This is a genomic window from Nonomuraea sp. KM88, from assembly GCF_052245635.1.
Lineage (GTDB): Bacteria > Actinomycetota > Actinomycetes > Streptosporangiales > Streptosporangiaceae > Nonomuraea.
In genome coordinates, this window is record NZ_JBQQCC010000001.1 from 350,542 (window position 1) to 367,445 (window position 16,904).

The window sequence follows — 16,904 nt, forward strand, 5'->3', positions numbered from 1 at the left end:
ATTCGCAACGGACTCCTGACGGCGAGGCTGTCGATAGGGTACCGGTGTGAACGACTGCCTCTTCTGCAAAATCGTGGCCAAGGAGATCCCGGCCGAGATCGTCTACGAGACCGGCAGGGCACTGGCGTTCCGCGACATCAACCCGCAGGCCCCCACCCACGTGCTGGTCATCACGAAGGGCCACTACTCCGACGCGGCGGCGCTCGCCGACGCCGACGACGGGCTGGCCGACGAGGTGCTCAAGGCCGCCCACGCCGTGGCCGTCATGGAGGGCGTGGCCGAGGAGGGCTACCGCGTGGTGTTCAACACCGGGCCGGGCGCCGGGCAGACCGTCTTCCACGTGCACGCCCACGTCCTGGGCGGGCGTGCGCTGACGTGGCCGCCGGGTTAGCCGGACCTCTGCTGCCCAACCCGGTGATATTGACGCGAGCATTCGGCGTCGTCCCGGATACGATGGGCTCAGAAGACACCGAAAGAGACCGGGAGGCATCAGGCCGCTGGCCTGCCCATGTCCGAACTACACGAATCCCGACGCACGGCACCTCCCTCGCGCACACAAGCCAAGGTGCTGATTCCGGACGAATACCCGATGGTCAGCCTCCTCGGCTCCGGTGACGAGCTGCTTCGCGTCATCGAGGGCGCCTTCAAGGCCGACATCCACGTACGCGGCAACGAGATCACCGTCACGGGCTCTCCCGACGAGAGCGGCACCGTGGTGCGGCTCTTCGAGGAGCTCGTGGAGGTGCTGCGCAGCGGCGGTGAGCTCACGCCCGACGCGGTCGAGCGCAGCATCGCCATGCTCCGCATGACCTCCGACCGCCCCGCCGAGGTGCTCTCCCTCGACATCCTCTCCTCCCGTGGCCGCACGATCAGGCCGAAGACGGTCAACCAGAAGCGCTACGTCGACGCGATCGACAAGCACACGGTCGTGTTCGGCATCGGCCCCGCGGGCACCGGCAAGACCTATCTCGCGATGGCCAAGGCCGTGCGGGCGCTGCAGGAGAAGCGGGTCAACCGGATCATCCTGACCCGGCCCGCGGTCGAGGCGGGAGAGCGGCTCGGCTTCCTGCCCGGCACCCTCTACGAGAAGATCGACCCCTACCTGCGGCCGCTCTACGACGCGCTGCACGACATGATCGATCCCGACTCGATCCCCAAGCTGATGGCCGCGGGCACGATCGAGGTCGCGCCGCTGGCATATATGCGTGGCCGTACCCTCAATGACGCGTTCATCATCCTCGACGAGGCACAGAACTCCTCGGCCGAGCAGATGAAGATGTTCCTCACCCGGCTCGGGTTCAACTCCAAGATCGTGGTGACGGGCGACGTGACGCAGGTCGACCTGCCCTCGGGCACGGTGAGCGGGCTGAGGGTGGTGCAGGAGATCCTCGACGGCATCCCCGACATCCACTTCTCCCGGCTGAGCAGCTCCGACGTCGTACGCCACAAGCTGGTGAGCGACATCGTCGACGCCTACGGGCGCTACGACGCCACCCGGGCCGCCCAGGAGCTGAAGCCCGTCCAGCAGCGGGGGAAGCGGCGGGTGAGCGACCGTGAGCATTGAGCTGAACAACGAGTCCGGCGTCGAGGTCGACGAGGAGTCTCTCGGCGCCCTGGCCGCCCACGTGCTCGGCGAGATGGGCATCAACCCGCTCGCCGAGCTGTCCATCGTGATGGTCGACGAGGACACCATGGCCGAGCTGCACGAGAAGTGGATGGGTGAGCCGGGCCCGACCGACGTGCTGGCCTTCCCGATGGACGAGCTGCGTCCCGGCGGCGGCGCGCGCGGCGAGGCCGACGGCGCCGCCGATCCCGCGCTCCTGGGCGACGTCGTGCTCTGCCCGCACGTGGCCGCCAGGCAGGCGGCCGAGGCGGGTCACGGCGCCGCCGACGAGCTGGAGCTGCTGTGCACCCACGGCATCCTCCACCTGCTCGGCTACGACCACGCCGAGCCTGAGGAGCACAAGGAGATGTTCGGCTTGCAGGCCCGGCTCCTCGAGTCGTGGCAGGAGGTGCGCAACTCGCGGTGAACGCCTGGTTGTTGCTGGTCATCGCCCTCGTGATCATCGGTGGCCTGATCGCCAGTGCGGAAACGGCACTGACGCGCATCTCCAGGGTGCGCGCCGAGGAATACGCGCGCGAGAGCCGGCGGGGTGCGGGGCGGCTGCAGGCCATCGTCAACGACCCGCCGCGCTACCTCAACCTGCTGCTGCTGCTCAGGCTGAGCTGCGAGCTGGTCGCGACGGTCATCGCCACCCTGCTGTTCATCGACCTCATGCACGACCAGGGCTGGGCCTACGTCTGGGCCGCCGTCGTGATGATCGTGATCAGCTATGTGGTGGTCGGCGTCATGCCGCGTACGCTGGGCCGCCAGCACGCCGAGCCGGTCGCGCTGGCCAGCGCCCCGATCGTGTACGGCCTGACCCGCATCTTCGGCCCCCTGCCCAAGCTGCTCATCCTGCTCGGCAACGCGCTGACCCCCGGCAAGGGGTTCCGTGACGGGCCGTTCACCTCGGAGGCCGAGCTGCGTGACCTGGTCGACCTGGCCGAGGAGCGCAGGGTGATCGAGCCCGACGAGCGCGAGATGATCCACTCGGTCTTCGAGCTGGGCGACACGCTGGTGCGCGAGGTCATGGTGCCCCGCACCGACATGGTCTACATCGAGCGCGCCAAGACGATCAGCCAGGCCCTGTCGCTGGCGCTGCGGAGCGGGTTCTCCCGCATCCCGGTCGTGGGCGAGAACGAGGACGACGTCGTCGGCATCGCCTATCTGAAGGACATCGCCCGCAAGATCCACGAGTCGGGCGAGGGCGGCGGCAAGGACACCGTCGAGTCGATCATGCGTCCGGCCGCGTACGTGCCCGAGAGCAAGCCCATCGACCAGCTCATGCGGGAGATGCAGGCCAGGCAGATCCACATCGCCATCGTCATCGACGAATACGGCGGCACGGCCGGGCTGGTCACGATCGAGGACGTCCTGGAGGAGATCGTCGGGGAGATCACCGACGAGTACGACCAGGAGGCGCCGCGCGTCGAACCCATGCCCGACGGTGGCATGCGGGTGACCGCGCGCATGCCGGTCGACGAGCTCGGCGAGCTTTTCGACACGGAGATCGAGGTCGACGACGTGGAGACGGTCGGCGGCCTGCTGGCCCACGCGCTCGGTCGGGTGCCGATCGCCGGCTCGCACGCGCAGGTGGCCGGGCTCTCGCTGACCGCCGAGAGCCTCGCGGGACGCCGCAACCGCATCAGCACCGTGGTGGTGCGCCGGGTGGTGCCTCCCGAGGACGAGGCCGTTCCGGCCGCCGTCGAGCGGGAGTGACCCGCGAGCGGGACCTGTGCGGACGGATGCCGCAAGCGTTCTACAAGTGGTCTGCAAGCTCCGCACGGCAGTCTTCTCACCAAGACATCCAGTGCGGTGGGTGTCGGGGAGCGTCGGAAGCCGGATGGGGTTCGCGGCAGGCCGGCGCTCCGGGGGGCGACGGCGTCACGGCCTGCTAGGGGGCTGTGGCGTCGGTCGGCGCAAGGGTGTTCTCGTCCAGGAAACCGGATGAGAACACCCTTTTTGCGGGTTGGTGGGAACTTCGGTGGATTGCTGCTTCGCCGGTTGGGGAGGCTGCGACCAGGGGGAATCATGAGGCGCGAACGAGGGATCGTCGGCTGCGGGCTGCTGGCCTGCGTCCTGGCCGGCTGCGGCGGCGGGGCAGCGGGGAGCCACCTTGATCCGGGGGTCATGGCGCAGCTGCGCGCGGTGCTCAGCGAGGAGCCTCGGCTGCCCGACGGGTTCACGCCCAGGCCGGGGGAGGCCTGGCGGATACCGTTCGACAAGGCGGGCAAGAACTGCCGCCTTATGCTGCGCCCCGCCGAGGGGCGGGCCCCGAGCCAGGCGCTGACCGCCCAGGTGGCGGTCAGCTACGCCGGGGACGACCTGGGCGAGCAGGCCGGGGTCGCGCTCGCCAGGTACACCGGCGGCGAGGCGGCCGACCACCTCGACGAACTGGCCGACGCGCTGGAGTCGTGCCGGCGCGTCAGCTCCCCTTCCGGCACCGACCTGCGCTCGAGCGAGCTGCCGATCGAGGACGTGGGGGACGAGGCCGTGGGCGCGCGGCTGGCCGGCCGGCTGAACGGCTACCCGTACGCGATGGACGTGGTGCTGTCGCGGGCCGGCGACACGCTGGTGTCGGTGGTGCACACCGGCCTTGAGGATGTGGACGCCGACCGCACGCGTGCGATGGTGGACGCGGTCATCACCATGGCGGAGGACCGCTGAGGCGGGCATGGCGGCGACCGCCGCGGCGGGGCATGGCGGGGACCGGCGAGGCCGGCCCCTCGCCGTCACCCGTACGGCTGGGCACTCGTTAGCCTGGTCCCGTGACTCTCGATCCGGAAGACAGCAAGATCATCGTTCTGGCCCGGTCCGCCAGGGCCCGCAACGGCTCCGCGGAAGGAGCCGCCGTGCGCGACGAGACCGGACGCACCTACGCGGCGACGAACGTGGCGCTGGAGGCGCTGACGCTGTCGGCCGTGCAGGTCGCGGTGGCCATGGCGATCTCCAGCGGGGCACGGTCGCTGGAGGCCGCCGCGCTGGTGAGCGAGGGCGGGCCGAGCGCCGCCGACGAGGCCGTGGCCGCCGAGCTGGGCGTGAAGGCGCTGCTCGTGGCCGGCCCCGACGGCACGGTGCGGGGCTGACATGCCGATGTCGCCCTTTCTGGCGCGACTGCGGGAGAAGGTCGGCACCGACCTGATGATGCTGCCGTCGGCCTCCGGATTCGTGTTCGACGACGAGGGCAGGCTCCTGGTGGCCCGGCACGGCGACGTGGGGCTCTGGGCGGCGCCGGGCGGTGGCATCGACCCGGACGAGCGGCCGGCGGACGCCGTGGTCAGGGAGCTGCACGAGGAGCTCGGCCTCGAGGTCGAGGCGCTGGGCCTGATCGGCGTGTACGGCGGCCCCGAGTTCCGCACCGTCTACCCCAACGGCCACCAGGTCGGCTACGTCATCGCGGCGTACGCCTGCGCGGTCGTCGCCGGGCGTCCCCAGCCCGACGGCGTGGAGATCGACGACTTCCGCTGGGTGGCGGAGCAGGAGCTCGCCGGGATGAAGACGACCCCGTGGACCCCGCTCGTGGCGCCGGAGGCGTTCGCCTGGTGGCGTGAACACGTCGGTTGATAGGCCACAATGCACAGTGTGACTTCGCCAGACAGCCATCGCGCCGGATTCGCCTGCTTTGTGGGGAGGCCGAACGTCGGCAAGTCCACGCTGATGAACGCCCTCGTCGGCAGCAAGGTGGCGATCACCTCGTCCAAGCCGCAGACCACCAGGCGCGTCATCAGGGGCATCGTGCACCGTCCCGACGCCCAGCTCGTCATCGTCGACACGCCGGGGCTGCACCGCCCGCGCACGCTGCTCGGCGAGCGGCTCGACAGCCTGGTGTTGTCCACGCTGACCGAGGTCGACGCGATCGGCTTCTGCGTGCCGGCCAACGAGCCGATCGGCAAGGGCGACCGGTTCATCGCCGACAAGCTTGCGGCGGTGAAGAAGACCCCGGTCGTCGCGGTGGTGACCAAGTGCGACCTGGCGAGCAAGGAGCAGATCGCCGAGCAGCTGCTGGCGGTCTCGGAGGTGGGGGAGTTCGCCGCCATCGTGCCCGTGTCGGCGCAGTCGGGTGACCAGCTCGGCGTGCTGGCCGACGTGCTGATCGAGCACATGCCCGAGTCGCCGCCGCTTTATGAGGACGGCCGGCTCACCGACGAGCCCGAGCAGATCCTGGTCGGCGAGCTGATCAGGGAGGCGGCGCTGGAGGGCGTGCGTGACGAGCTGCCCCACTCGATCGCCGTCGTCGTCGACGAGATGTTGCCCAGGGAGGGCCGCGACGACCTGCTCGACATCTACGCGCACCTGTTCGTGGAGCGGCCGTCCCAGAAGGCGATCGTCATCGGGCACAAGGGCGGGCGGCTGCGCGAGGTCGGCACCAAGGCCCGCCAGCAGATCGAAGGGCTGCTGGGCACGCGGGTCTATCTCGACCTGCGCATCAGCGTGGCCAAAGACTGGCAGCGCGACCCGAAGCAGCTGCGCCGCCTGGGCTTCTACGACTGACGGGCGGACCTGGCAGGCGTGCCGGGGCGCCGTTCAGTCCTGTGCGGGCGACGGCGGGCGGGCGGCGGCGAGGGCCGGCTGGAGCAGGCCGGTGACGTCGTCGCGGGCCGCCAGCCCGCGGACCTGCCGGGCGAGCGCCGCGACGGCCTCCGGCGGGAGCACGCGCGAGGCGTTCAGCCGGTACTTCTCCTCCAGCTCGTCCATGCTCAGCGGATGCTCGGGCCCGCCCCGCGAGCTGTGCACCCGATGCTCCAGCCGCCGCCCGTCCCTGGCCCGTACGCGCAGCACGGCCGAGAACGCCAGCGGGAACTCCTCCGTGCACACCTCGTCGGCCACCACCCGCACCCGGGCGGCCAGGGCGAGCCGCTTCTCGTCGCGGAAGGCGGCCTCGGTGAAGTCGTCGAGGTGCAGCCCGAGCCCGCCGCCGCCGACCAGCGCGCTGGCCACCGTGTACGGCCCGGAGAACTTGGCGTGGTACGGAGTCCGGGGCCGCACCTTCTCCTCGTACGGCTCGCCGATCGTGCGCAGCGGCGCGGCCGCCACGCCCAGCTCGATCTCCGCCACGTCCTCGGCCCGCAGCCCCTGGGCCCGCAGCGCGAGCGCCGCGTCGATGCCGGGATGGGTGAAGTGGTTGGACGGGTACGGCTTGTAGACCGTACGCAGGAGCTCCCACCGCTCGCCGAGCCCGTCGGTGATCGCGGCCGCGTCGTAACGCCCGTCGAGGAACGCCTGGAAGAAGCCGAAACGCCCCTCGAAGACCGTCGGCGGCCCGGTCACCCCTTCGGCGGCCATCATGGCGGCGACGACGCCCGCGTGGGCCGCCCAGCCGCAGTGGACGCGCTTGACGGTGCCGCCGGTGCGGTTGGCCTCGATGACCCCGGCTCCCATGCTCGCGGCGATGCCCATGGCCGCCGTGATGCCGCCGGCGTCCAGGTTCATGAGTAAGGCCGACGCGGCGGCGGCGCCGACGGTGCCGCAGATGGACGTGGCGTGCCAGCCCTTCTCGAAGAACAGCGAGTTGCGCAGCTCGGGCAGGTAGGAGGCCATGCCGAGCCGGTTGGTGATCTCGTTGCCCACGGCGATGGCCTGGCACAGCGCCGCCCCGGGCGCACGTGCCGACTCCGCGACCGCCAGCGCGGCGGGCACGACGGAGGCGGACGGGTGGAGCACCGAGGGCAGGTGGGTGTCGTCGAAGTCGAGTGCGTGCGCGAGCGTGCCGTTGACCAGGGCGGCCGACGGTGCGGGGAGCGCGAGCGGGTGGCCGAGCACGGAGGACTCGCCGGCTCCGCCCCACCGGTCGGCCAGCCGCCTGACCGCCTCGTGCGGCTCGTCGTGGCCGGTGAGCTCCAGGGCGGCCAGGCCGTTGCCGAACATGTCGAGCACGCGACCCGTGACGTCGTCCATGACGGGCGCGGGCAGCCCCGCGCGGGCGTGCGCGGCGAACTCGGCGAGGGCGGAGACGATGGTCACGCCGGGCAGGCCGGTCATGACGCGAGCACCGCGAGCGGCCGTACGGGGGCGCCGGTGGCGCCGACGACGTGCAGCGGGTTGATCACCAGCAGGAACTCGGTCGCGCCGACCTCGCGCAGCCGGGTCAGCCGCATGGTCTCCACGATGTTCACCCCGGCCTCCACCAGGAGGATGCGGTGCACCGGCAGCGTGGCGTGGCCGCGTCCCGCCGCGATGTGCTCGAACGCGATGGTCTCCCCGCCGGCCACCTTGACGCCCCGCTCGACCAGCCAGCGGGCGGCGTCGGCGCCGGGCCCCGGCACGCCGCCCTCCTCGCCGACGAACCGGGACGGTCTTTCCCATTCGAGCGACCAGCCGGTGCCGATCAGCACCGCGTCGCCGGGCCGGATGGCCACGCCCGTCCTTTTCAGCGCCGTCTCCAGGTCGTCGCGGGTCACCTCGTATCCGGGGGGCAGCACGTCCACGCCGTGCACGGCGGTCACGTCGAGCAGCACGCCGCGCCCCACGTACGGGGGGAAGGTCTCGATGCCGAGCCGGGACAGCCCCTTGTGCGACTGGATGCCCGCGACCTCGACCCCGCCGTACGCGTGCCCGTCGTGGGAGACGTGGCCGAGCGCGTCGACGTGGGTGCCCACGTGCCCGCCGGTGACGATCAGCTCGTTGGCGGCCGACCCGCCGTCCTCGCGCACCATGTCGCCGTGGCGGCGCTCGATGACCATCCGGAACCTGGGATGGTTCGGCGACTGGGGCATGCCCGTCCGCATGGGCTGGGCGAGGTCCACGATCTCGGAGCCGTCGAGCCGCTGCCAGAGCGTCGTCCCTGTCTGTTCAACCTGCATGCGAAGATTGTCGCAGCAACCCGATCATCGTCCGCGCCTTGCCGGGACCGTCAGCCGCGGCGCACCAGGGCCACGACGGCCAGCAGGATCACCGCGACGGCCGACGCCAGCGCCGCGAACCAGCCGAACCTGATCACCGGCTCGATCGACAGCAGGTCGCCGAGGTCGACGGAGACCCGGTCGCGCAGGCCACGGTCGCCGGTCACGAACGACACCAGCACCACCACGGCCGCGCCTCCCGGGACGGCGGCCAGCGCGGCCAGCCGCGGCCGCCCGAGCACCCCGGCGAACCCGCACGCCAGCGCCGCCAGCCCGGCCACCAGGCTGTAGACCCCGGCCGCCGCGTCGACGCCGCGGACGTCATCGGCGATCGCACCACCGATGAGCTCGCTGCGCGCCTCCACCCCGGCCCACGGCAGGACCGCGCAGGACATCAGCAGGGCGCCCGCGATCACGACGCCCAGCGGGGCGCCGCGGCGGGCGCGCGGCCCGGTGGGTGAGCGGGCGAGTGAGCGGGTGGTCGGGCTGGTGGGCTCGGGCTGCGGAAAGTCGGCCACACGATCAGGGTAAGCCGGGCCCCGCCGCGCCACCAGCGGCCGCTACTCACGCGACGAAGCCCTCACCGCCCCGCGAGCCGCCGCCGATTCGTGAGCCGCCCGTTCTCCCCACTCCAGCCGCGAGCGCAGCTGCACCGCGTCGGCGGCCAGAGCGGACACCAGCGTGCCCGACACCGCCAGCGGCAGCACGGCGACCCCGTCGGCCACGACCGTCTCGCCGGCGCAAGCCGTCAGGAACGTGGTGCCGACGCAGCGGGCCGCACCATAGACGGCGGGGGAGGCGTCGAGGTCCGGGTCGCCGACGGTGAACTCCTGCCGGAGCAGCGGCAGGCCGTCGCAGGTGGCGTCGAAGCGAGCATGGCAGCGGCCCGGCGCCTCGCCGTGCCGCCCGAAGACGATCTCCTCCCGCCACGACACGCTCGCGCCCGGCTCCAGCGCCAGCCGTACCAGCAGGCGGTGTTCGCACCCGGCGGCGAGCACCGTCGGCTCCGGCGCGAACCGGAGCGAGGCTCCCGCGCCCACCCGGGCGGTGACCATCAGCTCCGACACGCCCTCGCCGGGCAGGACCAGGGTGCTCGCGACCGAGCCCAGCTCCAGCGTGGTGCGCGGGGCGACGTCGAGGTCCAAGGCGAGCCGGTCGCCGCCGAGCGGACCGGCCGCGGTGGAGACGAGGTGGACGGCGCACGGGCCGGTCTGGCGCAACGTGAGCGGCGGGGCCGAGGCCAGCCGCCGCACGACGGTCGTGCCGTCCCGCGCCTGCGCCGTCGCCACGGCGGCGTGCGCCCGCATGGCTCGGCGTCCCGAGCAGGCGCGCGCGGGGGCCGTGTCCCCGGGCATCAGGCGATGGGCGCCGGGTGGGCGTGCGACCAGGCGCGCACCTGCTCCGCGACCCAGCCCGCCACGTCGCCGGCCGCAGGGTCCCGCCTGATCGAGGTGAACACGACCGGCCGCTCGCCCCGCACGGCCGCCGCGTCACGCGCCATCACGCCCAGGTCGGCACCCACCATCGACGCCAGGTCGGTCTTGTTGACCACCAGCAGATCCGCCGCCGTGACCCCCGGTCCGCCCTTGCGCGGCACCTTGTCGCCGCCCGACACGTCCAGCACGAAGATCTGCCGGTCGGCCAGCCCTCGGCTGAACGTCGCCGTCAGGTTGTCGCCACCGCTCTCCACGATCACCAGGTCCAGCGGGCCGAACCGGCATTCCAGCGTCTCCACGGCGTCGAGGTTGGCGGCGATGTCGTCGCGGATGGCGGTGTGGGGGCAGCAGCCGGTCTCCACGGCCAGGATGCGCTCCTCGTCGAGCACGCCCGCACCGCGCAGGAAGTCGGCGTCCTCGGTGGTGTAGATGTCGTTCGTCACCACACCCAGCGACAACGACGGGCCCAGCGTCCGGCACAGCGCGGCGACCAGGGCCGTCTTGCCGCTGCCGACGGGGCCGCCGACCCCGAGCCGCAGCGCCCTGCCCCGGCCGTCGGGGGCGTGGTGGTGATCGTCGTGATGGATGCCCATCGTCGAGGTCCTTTCCTAGGAGACGAACAACCTGGTCCCGGCCCGGGCATGCCGCTCGGCCAGGAGATCGAGGGCGGGCGCCGAGTGCGCGGGCAACGCCGCCCAGCGCACCTGGGCGCCGCCGGGGCGCGCGCCCGCGTCCGGGCGGTCGGGACGCGGGCGCGCGTGCGCGCCATCGGGACGGGCGCGCGGGGTGGTGGGGCCGGGGTGCCCGGTCGTGACGGCCGTCCGGGCGTCGGCGGCCACGGCGGACAACTCGGTCGTGAGGCCGGCCAGCAGGCCGTGCACGGCGACCGGATCCAGGCCCAGCAGGCGGACCGCCGCCGTGGCCGGGCCGCTGACCGCGTGGTACGCCGCCGCCAGCGCCGCGTCCCCCGGTGCCGCTCCCGCCGCGTGCGCCGCCACCCCGAGCGCGACCGGATGATGCGGCTGCGGTACGGCCCGCGCCAGCTCGTCGAGCACCGGCGACGGCCACACCCGCCGGGCGACCCTGAGCAGCAGCCTGCCCTGCGTCCTGGAGGCGTCCCGCTGGGCGGGTGACGCGGTCCTGGCGTCGACCTCCCTGCCGAGCACCGCCCAGGGGCCCGCGTCGCCCCCCGCCGGGAGCCCGGGTGGTGGGGCGGTGGCGGGAGGCGTAGCGGCGGCGCAGGCGCAGGCGGCGGCGGTGAGGACGGCCGCGAGCGCGCCCGCCGTGTGGAGGCGGCCGCGCAGGAAGCGCGCGAGTGAGGGCACATCGTGCACCGCCCCCGAGGCGATGGCCTGTTCGGCGCCCCCCGAGTGGGCGTGGCCGCCGGCCGGGAGGCGGGAGTCGGTGAGGAGGAGCAGGGCGGGGTGCATCAGAAGAGGAAGTACCGCTGGGCCATGGGCAGGCGGGCGGCCGGGGCGGGCTCGATGAGCTCGCCGTCGACGCGGACCTCGAACGTGTCGGGCGCGACCTCGATCCTCGGCAGGGCGTCGTTGAGGGGCATCGCGGACTTGCCGCGCCGGCGTACGTCCTGGACGGGCGCCAGGCGGCGGCGCACCGCGAGACGGTCGGCGAGGCCCGCGTCCAGGGCCGCGGGCGCGACGAAGTGGAGCGAGGTGGCGGCGGCCGTGACCGGCGACGCGCCGAACATGGGACGGGGCAGCACCGGCTGGGGCGTGGGGATGGAGGCGTTGGCGTCGCCCATCTGGGCCCACGCGACGACGCCGCCCTTCAGCACCAGGTCGGGCTTGACCCCGAAGAACGCGGGGCTCCACAGCACGAGATCGGCGAGCTTGCCGGGCTCGACGGAGCCGAGCTCGTCGTCCAGCCCATGGGCGATGGCCGGACATATCGTATATTTCGCGATATAGCGCTGTGCCCGCAGGTTGTCCGCCGGCCCTCCGCCGAGCGCCCCCCACCGCCCCTTCATCACGTGGGCCGTCTGCCACGTACGGATGATCGTCTCCCCGATCCGGCCCATCGCCTGCGAGTCGGAACCGATCATCGAGATCGCCCCGAGGTCGTGCAGCACGTCCTCGGCCGCCATCGTCGCGGGCCTGATGCGCGACTCGGCGAAGGCCAGGTCCTCGGGGATCGACGGGTTGAGATGGTGGCAGACCATCAGCATGTCGAGGTGCTCGTCGAGCGTGTTGGCGGTGTGCGGCCGGGTGGGGTTGGTGGAGGACGGCAGGATGTTGGCCTGACCGGCCACCCGGATGATGTCGGGCGCGTGCCCGCCGCCCGCCCCTTCCGTGTGGTACGCGTGGATCGTGCGGTCGCCGATGGCCTCGAGCGTCGACTCGACGAACCCGGCCTCGTTCAGCGTGTCGGTGTGCAGCGTCACCTGCACGCCCGCCGCGTCGGCCACGCTCAGGCAGGCGTCGATGGCGGCGGGCGTGGAGCCCCAGTCCTCGTGCAGCTTGAAGCCGGAGGCTCCGGCCGCGAGCTGCTCGCGCAGCCCTTCGGCGCTGACCGTGTTCCCCTTGCCGAGCAGCGCGAAGTTCAGCGGGTACGCGTCGAGCGACTCCAGCATCCGGCCGAGGTACCAGGCCCCGGTGACGGTCGTGGCCTTGGTGCCCTCGACGGGCCCCGTGCCTCCTCCGACGATCGTGGTGACCCCCGACGCGATGGCCTCGTCGAGGAGTTGCGGGCAGATGAGGTGGACGTGGGAGTCGACGGCCCCGGCGGTGAGGATCCTGCCGTTGCCCGCGAGCACCTCCGTGGACGGCCCGATGACCAGGTCGACGCCGTCCATCGTGTCGGGGTTGCCGGCCTTGCCGATGGCGTACACGCGGCCGTCGCGGACGCCGACGTCGGCCTTCACCACGCCCCAGTGGTCGAGGATGACCGCGCCGGTGATGACCAGGTCGGCCGCGCCCTCCGCGCGGGTGGTCCGCGCCTGGCCCATCGACTCGCGGATGACCTTGCCGCCGCCGAAGACGGCCTCCTCGCCGGCCCCTGCCGGGCCCATCGCGCGGTCCTCGGTGACCTCGATGAACAGGTCGGTGTCGGCCAGCCGGATCCGGTCGCCGGTGGTGGGTCCGTAGAGTGCCGCGTAGCGGGCACGCGCGATGTCACCCATCGAGCGGCCCCGCCCACTCCTGCCGCAGGCCCGGCACGACCCGGCCGCCCGCGATCGGCACCAGCGTCACATCGCGCTCGACGCCGGGCTCGAACCTCATCGCCGTCCCCGACGGCACGTCGAGCCGCATCCCCCAGGCCGCCTTCCTGTCGAACTCCAGCCCCGGGTTGGCGGCCGCGAAATGATAGTGGGAACCCACCTGCACCGGCCGGTCAGCGGTGTTGACCACCCGCACCGTCACCCGCTCGCGCCCCGGGTTGAGCTCGATCGCGCCCTCGGGATGGGCGTACTCGCCCGGGATCACGGGATCGGCCTGTGCACGGTGACCAGCTTCGTGCCGTCGGGGAACGTGGCCTCGATCTGCACGCTCTCCAGCATCTCCGGCACGCCGTCCATGACGTCGGCGCGGTCGAGCACCGACCGCCCGGCCTCCATCAGGTCGGCGACGCTGCGCCCGTCCCTGGCGCCCTCCATGAGGAACGACGCGATGACGGCGGTGGCCTCGGGGTGGTTGAGCCGCAGGCCCCTGGCCTGCCGCTCGCGCGCCACCCCGGCGGCGACGTGGATGAGCAGCCGTTCCTGCTCGTGTGAGGTTAGCCGCATGGCCGGACCATAGGAACCGGCCGTTTCCTAGGTGTTGCCGCGCTATGTCGGGTCGGTTTCGCTCTCGCGCTGAACCGCCGTATGTCGGGATAAGTGCGCCTGTGAACGTCGGGTAATCGCGTCTTTACACGCGGGCGATGTTGTCGGTAACCGGCCTTGAGCCGGGGTACGGAAGGGCGCGCGTGTTGTTCGGCGTCTCGCTGGAGGCCGGGCCTGGGCAACTCGTGTGCGTCATGGACGCAACGGCGTCGGCAAGACCACGCTGCTCGACACCGTCATGGGGGTGCTGCCCGCGGTGGCCGGCACGGTCACGTTCGACGGCCGCGACGTCACCGGGCTCAAGCCGCACGAGCGGGTGCGGCTCGGCATGGGGTACGTACCGCAGGGTCACCAGTGTTTCCCCCAGCTGTCCGTCCAGGGCAACCCGCTGGTGACCCTGGAGGCCGCCAAGCAGCCCAAGCAGGCGTCGACGAGGCCCTCGACCTCTTCCCCGCGCTCGAACCGCTGCTCAAGCGGAGCGCGGGCCACCTGCCGGGAGGCCAGCAGCAGCTCGCCATGGCCCGTGCCCTCGTCACCGGGCCGAGGACCTGCACCGCGCGGACGTGCGCCGCCTGCTGGCCGTGTGAGGCCCAAGCCCGCTGCGGGTCGACGGGGGCGTCACCGCGGAGTCTGCGCCAGGAAGGCCCGCGTGTTCGCGGCGGCCTGCCGGTCGCCGGTCGCCTCGAAGACCTCCAGGGCCGCCCCGGCCAGCTCGCGCGCCCGCCCGGTCGCGCCCTCCGCCCGGTTGACCCGGGCCAGGGCCAGCAGCGCGTGCGCGTCGAGCAGCCGGTCGCCGAGGCGTACGGCGATGCCCCTCGCCTGCTCGGCGGCGGCCCTGGCGGCCGGTCTGGCGGCCTGCGCCAGGCGTACCGCCGACAGGTCGAGCAGGGTGTCGGCCTGCCGGTGCCGGTCACCCAGCTCCGCCAGGCGCCCGACGGCGGCCGCCAGCAACCCGCCGGCCTCGTCCAGCCGGCCGGCGCGGCGCAGCACCGCGCCGAGCACCCGCTCGGCGTCGGCCGTGTCGCGCTCGTTGCCGGCCTCCTCCAGGCAGGCGCGCAGCGCCCGCTCGGCTTCATCCAGCCGGCCCAGCTCCAGGTGGACGCGGGCCAGCCGGCGTACGGCGTGGTTGACGTCGCGCGCGCGGCCCTGCCGCCTGACCATGTCCAGCGCGAGCTCCAGCCGTTCGTACGCGCGCTCCCACTCCCGCTCGGCCAGATGCAGGTCGCCCAGATCCAGCAGGATCAGCGCCTCGCCCTCGTCGTCGGCCGACCGCCGCGCCGACTCCAGCGCCGGCCCGGTCACGGCCCGCCAGTCGTCGAGGTAGCGGTGGCGTTCGAGGAAGGGCCCCAGCAGGTGCGCCAGCCGCCAGCACGCGTCGTCGAGCCCCGCCGCGTGCAGGTCGGCGACCAGGCTCACCAGGAACGCCCGTTCGGCTGCCAGCCACTCGACCGACTCCCTGATGTCCCTGGTGGCCACGGCCGTCGCCGGGTCGCCCGACACCAGGGAGAACCGCGACGCCCGCACCCGGTCCAGTACCACCGCCGCCAGCCTAGCCAGCACCCCGGGGACGGGCTGCTCGCGGGCGAACAACCTGGTCAGATCGTGCATCCGGTAGCGAACCTGGCCCGCCACGTCGACCCCGTACGTCTCCAGCAGGCCCGCGTCCACCAGCGTCTCGGCCTGCCCGCCGAGCTGCTCGGTCACCCAGTCGGCGAAGTCGGGCGCCGACAGCGCGCCGAGCCCGCGCAACGTCAGCCGGGCCGGCTCCGGCAGCCCGTCGAAGCCGATCGCGAGCACGCTGCGGACCGTCTGGTCGCCCGCGTGCAGCCGGTCGAGCCGCTCGTGCTCGTCCTCCAGCAGGCGCACCAGATAGTCGACGGTCCACTCCGGCCTGGCCGCCAGCCGGGAGCCGGCGATGCGCAGCGCGATCGGCAGGCCGCCGCAGAACCGCGCCAGGCTGCGCATGGCGTCGCTCGCCGCGCGCCCGGAACACCTCGCGAGCAGGTCGAGCGCCTCCCCGTCGTCCAGCACGCCGATGGACAACCGCCGCGCCCCGGTCAGCCCGCCGAGCGAGGAACGGCTGGTCACGACCGTCGGGCAGGACGTCAGCAGCGGCCGCACCTGGGCCTCGGCCGCGGCGTTGTCCAGCAGCACCAGCAGCCCGCGGCCGGCCGCGTACGTGCGGAAGAGCCGTTCACGCTGCTCCAGCGACGCGGGGATCGCCTGGGCCGGGCAGCCCAGCCAGCGCAGGAAGTCCTCCAGCACCGCCGCCGGCGCCGTCGTCTCGCGCAGGTCGGCGTACAGGATGCCGTCGGGGAAATTCTCGCGCCCCCGCCAGGCCGCGTGCACGGCCAGCGCCGACTTGCCCGCACCCGCCTGGCCGTGCACCACGACCTGGCCGCCGATCACCCGGTCGAGCAGGGCGGCCCGTCCCGTGAAACCCGCCACGTCGGGCGGCAGCAGCACCGGCGGGCCCGCTGACACGTGCAGCGACGCGTCGTCGTACAACATGCGGTGGTAGAGCAGCTGCAACTCCGGGTCGGGCTCGATCGCGTGGCCGCCGTCGAGCTGGTCGCGCAGCACCGCGTACGCGGCCAGCGCGTCCACCCGCCGGCCGCTGCGGTAGAGGGCCAGCATGTACTGGCCGCGGAAGCGCTGCCACGTCGGATGTTGCCGGGTCAGCCGGCGCAGCTCGGCCAGCAGCTCGCGATGGCGGCCCGCGTCCAGATCGGCCTGCAGCCTGCGCTCAAGGGCGAGCAGCCGCAGCTCGCCGAGCTCCTCGCGCAGCCGGCGCGTCTCCGACCACCGCTCGCCCTCGGGGTCGACGTCCTCCAGGACCTCGCCCCGCCACAACTCCAGCGCCTCCTCGTAGGCGCCCTTGTCGACCAGTAACCGGAACCGGTCGACGTCGAGCCCGCCGTCGCCGACGGCCAGCACGTACGACCCCGACACGGTGCCGATCACGTCTTTCCCGAGCAGCTGCCTGAGCCGGCCGACGTAGCCGCGGATGAGAGAGTCGGAGCGGTCACCTCCCTCGCGCGGCCACAACAGCCGCCGCAGCCGCTCGACGGTCAGCGGCCGGCCGGCGTTGAGCAGGAACATGGCCAGCAGATCACGGAGCTTGGGCGTCGTGGGCGTCAGATCCCGGTCGCCGTCGGCCACCTCGAGCGGCCCCATGATGCGAAAGTCCACACGACCCTTCCTTCGAGCCTTCGAGCTTCCGAGGAGAGATGTCGATCAGGATG

The 16,904-nt window shown here is 72.9% G+C and carries 18 protein-coding genes and 1 pseudogene; 9 read left to right on the plus strand and 10 right to left on the minus strand.

Annotated features, from left to right (window positions below):
* Positions 1 to 46: 46 nt before the first annotated feature.
* From ACTWPV_RS01650 to era, 8 genes are all read left to right on the plus strand, one after another.
* A complete protein-coding gene (locus ACTWPV_RS01650; RefSeq protein ID WP_132517572.1) occupies positions 47 to 391 on the plus strand; it encodes a histidine triad nucleotide-binding protein in 345 nt (114 codons plus the stop codon).
* 117 nt (positions 392 to 508) lie between these two features.
* Positions 509 to 1,564, plus strand: coding sequence for a PhoH family protein (locus tag ACTWPV_RS01655; RefSeq protein WP_347641699.1), 1,056 nt, complete (start codon positions 509 to 511; stop codon positions 1,562 to 1,564).
* Positions 1,554 to 2,030, plus strand: coding sequence for an rRNA maturation RNase YbeY (gene ybeY / locus ACTWPV_RS01660; protein ID WP_347641700.1), 477 nt, complete (start codon positions 1,554 to 1,556; stop codon positions 2,028 to 2,030). Before ACTWPV_RS01655 ends, ybeY begins: the two co-directional genes overlap by 11 nt.
* Complete coding sequence (locus tag ACTWPV_RS01665; RefSeq protein ID WP_443150290.1) at positions 2,003 to 3,322, plus strand: hemolysin family protein; 1,320 nt, start codon at positions 2,003 to 2,005, stop codon at positions 3,320 to 3,322. The genes ybeY and ACTWPV_RS01665 overlap by 28 nt, the downstream gene beginning before the upstream one ends.
* Before the next feature lie 312 nt (positions 3,323 to 3,634).
* The gene (locus ACTWPV_RS01670) at positions 3,635 to 4,270 is read left to right on the plus strand and encodes a hypothetical protein (RefSeq protein WP_347641702.1); all 636 of its coding nucleotides are present in this window, start codon (positions 3,635 to 3,637) and stop codon (positions 4,268 to 4,270) included.
* A 101-nt stretch (positions 4,271 to 4,371) separates the two neighbouring features.
* Positions 4,372 to 4,689 carry a cytidine deaminase gene (locus ACTWPV_RS01675; RefSeq protein ID WP_443150291.1) on the plus strand — a complete coding sequence of 106 codons (318 nt, stop codon included), beginning with the start codon at positions 4,372 to 4,374 and terminating at the stop codon, positions 4,687 to 4,689.
* A 1-nt stretch (position 4,690) separates the two neighbouring features.
* Positions 4,691 to 5,167 carry an NUDIX domain-containing protein gene (locus ACTWPV_RS01680; protein ID WP_347641704.1) on the plus strand — a complete coding sequence of 159 codons (477 nt, stop codon included), beginning with the start codon at positions 4,691 to 4,693 and terminating at the stop codon, positions 5,165 to 5,167.
* An 18-nt stretch (positions 5,168 to 5,185) separates the two neighbouring features.
* Positions 5,186 to 6,094, plus strand: a complete 909-nt coding sequence (gene era / locus ACTWPV_RS01685; RefSeq protein WP_443150292.1) for a GTPase Era — start codon at positions 5,186 to 5,188, stop codon at positions 6,092 to 6,094.
* Positions 6,095 to 6,127: 33 nt separating this feature from the next.
* On the opposite strand, the gene ACTWPV_RS01690 is transcribed toward era, so the two are convergent.
* The 9 genes from ACTWPV_RS01690 to ACTWPV_RS01730 are packed head-to-tail and all read right to left on the minus strand — an operon-like array spanning position 6,128 to position 13,620.
* Complete coding sequence (locus tag ACTWPV_RS01690; RefSeq protein ID WP_443150293.1) at positions 6,128 to 7,582, minus strand: MmgE/PrpD family protein; 1,455 nt, start codon at positions 7,580 to 7,582, stop codon at positions 6,128 to 6,130.
* Entirely contained in the window at positions 7,579 to 8,403 is an 825-nt protein-coding gene (locus ACTWPV_RS01695) for a cyclase family protein (RefSeq protein ID WP_347641707.1), read from the minus strand. The genes ACTWPV_RS01690 and ACTWPV_RS01695 overlap by 4 nt, the downstream gene beginning before the upstream one ends.
* 50 nt (positions 8,404 to 8,453) lie before the next feature.
* Complete coding sequence (locus tag ACTWPV_RS01700) at positions 8,454 to 8,960, minus strand: hypothetical protein (RefSeq protein ID WP_347641708.1); 507 nt, start codon at positions 8,958 to 8,960, stop codon at positions 8,454 to 8,456.
* A 42-nt stretch (positions 8,961 to 9,002) separates the two neighbouring features.
* Positions 9,003 to 9,797, minus strand: a complete 795-nt coding sequence (locus ACTWPV_RS01705) for an urease accessory protein UreD (RefSeq protein ID WP_443150294.1) — start codon at positions 9,795 to 9,797, stop codon at positions 9,003 to 9,005.
* Positions 9,797 to 10,471 carry an urease accessory protein UreG gene (gene ureG / locus ACTWPV_RS01710; protein WP_443150295.1) on the minus strand — a complete coding sequence of 225 codons (675 nt, stop codon included), beginning with the start codon at positions 10,469 to 10,471 and terminating at the stop codon, positions 9,797 to 9,799. The genes ACTWPV_RS01705 and ureG overlap by 1 nt, the downstream gene beginning before the upstream one ends.
* A gap of 15 nt (positions 10,472 to 10,486) precedes the next feature.
* The gene (locus ACTWPV_RS01715) at positions 10,487 to 11,308 is read right to left on the minus strand and encodes an urease accessory protein UreF (protein WP_443150296.1); all 822 of its coding nucleotides are present in this window, start codon (positions 11,306 to 11,308) and stop codon (positions 10,487 to 10,489) included.
* Entirely contained in the window at positions 11,308 to 13,017 is a 1,710-nt protein-coding gene (locus ACTWPV_RS01720; RefSeq protein ID WP_443150297.1) for an urease subunit alpha, read from the minus strand. The genes ACTWPV_RS01715 and ACTWPV_RS01720 overlap by 1 nt, the downstream gene beginning before the upstream one ends.
* Positions 13,010 to 13,321, minus strand: coding sequence for an urease subunit beta (locus tag ACTWPV_RS01725; RefSeq protein ID WP_132517596.1), 312 nt, complete (start codon positions 13,319 to 13,321; stop codon positions 13,010 to 13,012). The genes ACTWPV_RS01720 and ACTWPV_RS01725 overlap by 8 nt, the downstream gene beginning before the upstream one ends.
* Positions 13,318 to 13,620: an urease subunit gamma gene (locus ACTWPV_RS01730; RefSeq protein ID WP_132604563.1), complete on the minus strand. Its 303-nt coding sequence runs from the start codon at positions 13,618 to 13,620 to the stop codon at positions 13,318 to 13,320. The genes ACTWPV_RS01725 and ACTWPV_RS01730 overlap by 4 nt, the downstream gene beginning before the upstream one ends.
* 277 nt (positions 13,621 to 13,897) lie before the next feature.
* Between ACTWPV_RS01730 and ACTWPV_RS01735 the strand changes: the two are divergent.
* A pseudogene (locus tag ACTWPV_RS01735) lies at positions 13,898 to 14,032 on the plus strand (ABC transporter ATP-binding protein); the annotation flags it as partial.
* A 245-nt stretch (positions 14,033 to 14,277) separates the two neighbouring features.
* Here the strand turns inward: ACTWPV_RS01735 and ACTWPV_RS01740 are convergent.
* The gene (locus ACTWPV_RS01740; RefSeq protein WP_443150298.1) at positions 14,278 to 16,851 is read right to left on the minus strand and encodes a BTAD domain-containing putative transcriptional regulator; all 2,574 of its coding nucleotides are present in this window, start codon (positions 16,849 to 16,851) and stop codon (positions 14,278 to 14,280) included.
* Positions 16,852 to 16,904: the final 53 nt, after the last annotated feature.

What these genes read in the sequence shown, in the direction of transcription:
- ureG (WP_443150295.1), bottom strand. Translation starts at nt 10,471, where the DNA reads ATGGGCATCCATCACGACGATCACCACCACGCCCCCGACGGCCGGGGC.
- ACTWPV_RS01670 (WP_347641702.1), top strand. Translation starts at nt 3,635, where the DNA reads ATGAGGCGCGAACGAGGGATCGTCGGCTGCGGGCTGCTGGCCTGCGTC.
- ACTWPV_RS01730 (WP_132604563.1), bottom strand. Translation starts at nt 13,620, where the DNA reads ATGCGGCTAACCTCACACGAGCAGGAACGGCTGCTCATCCACGTCGCC.
- ACTWPV_RS01680 (WP_347641704.1), top strand. Translation starts at nt 4,691, where the DNA reads ATGCCGATGTCGCCCTTTCTGGCGCGACTGCGGGAGAAGGTCGGCACC.
- ACTWPV_RS01655 (WP_347641699.1), top strand. Translation starts at nt 509, where the DNA reads ATGTCCGAACTACACGAATCCCGACGCACGGCACCTCCCTCGCGCACA.
- ACTWPV_RS01715 (WP_443150296.1), bottom strand. Translation starts at nt 11,308, where the DNA reads ATGCACCCCGCCCTGCTCCTCCTCACCGACTCCCGCCTCCCGGCCGGC.
- ACTWPV_RS01690 (WP_443150293.1), bottom strand. Translation starts at nt 7,582, where the DNA reads ATGACCGGCCTGCCCGGCGTGACCATCGTCTCCGCCCTCGCCGAGTTC.
- ACTWPV_RS01705 (WP_443150294.1), bottom strand. Translation starts at nt 9,797, where the DNA reads ATGCCCGGGGACACGGCCCCCGCGCGCGCCTGCTCGGGACGCCGAGCC.
- ACTWPV_RS01720 (WP_443150297.1), bottom strand. Translation starts at nt 13,017, where the DNA reads ATGGGTGACATCGCGCGTGCCCGCTACGCGGCACTCTACGGACCCACC.
- ACTWPV_RS01695 (WP_347641707.1), bottom strand. Translation starts at nt 8,403, where the DNA reads ATGCAGGTTGAACAGACAGGGACGACGCTCTGGCAGCGGCTCGACGGC.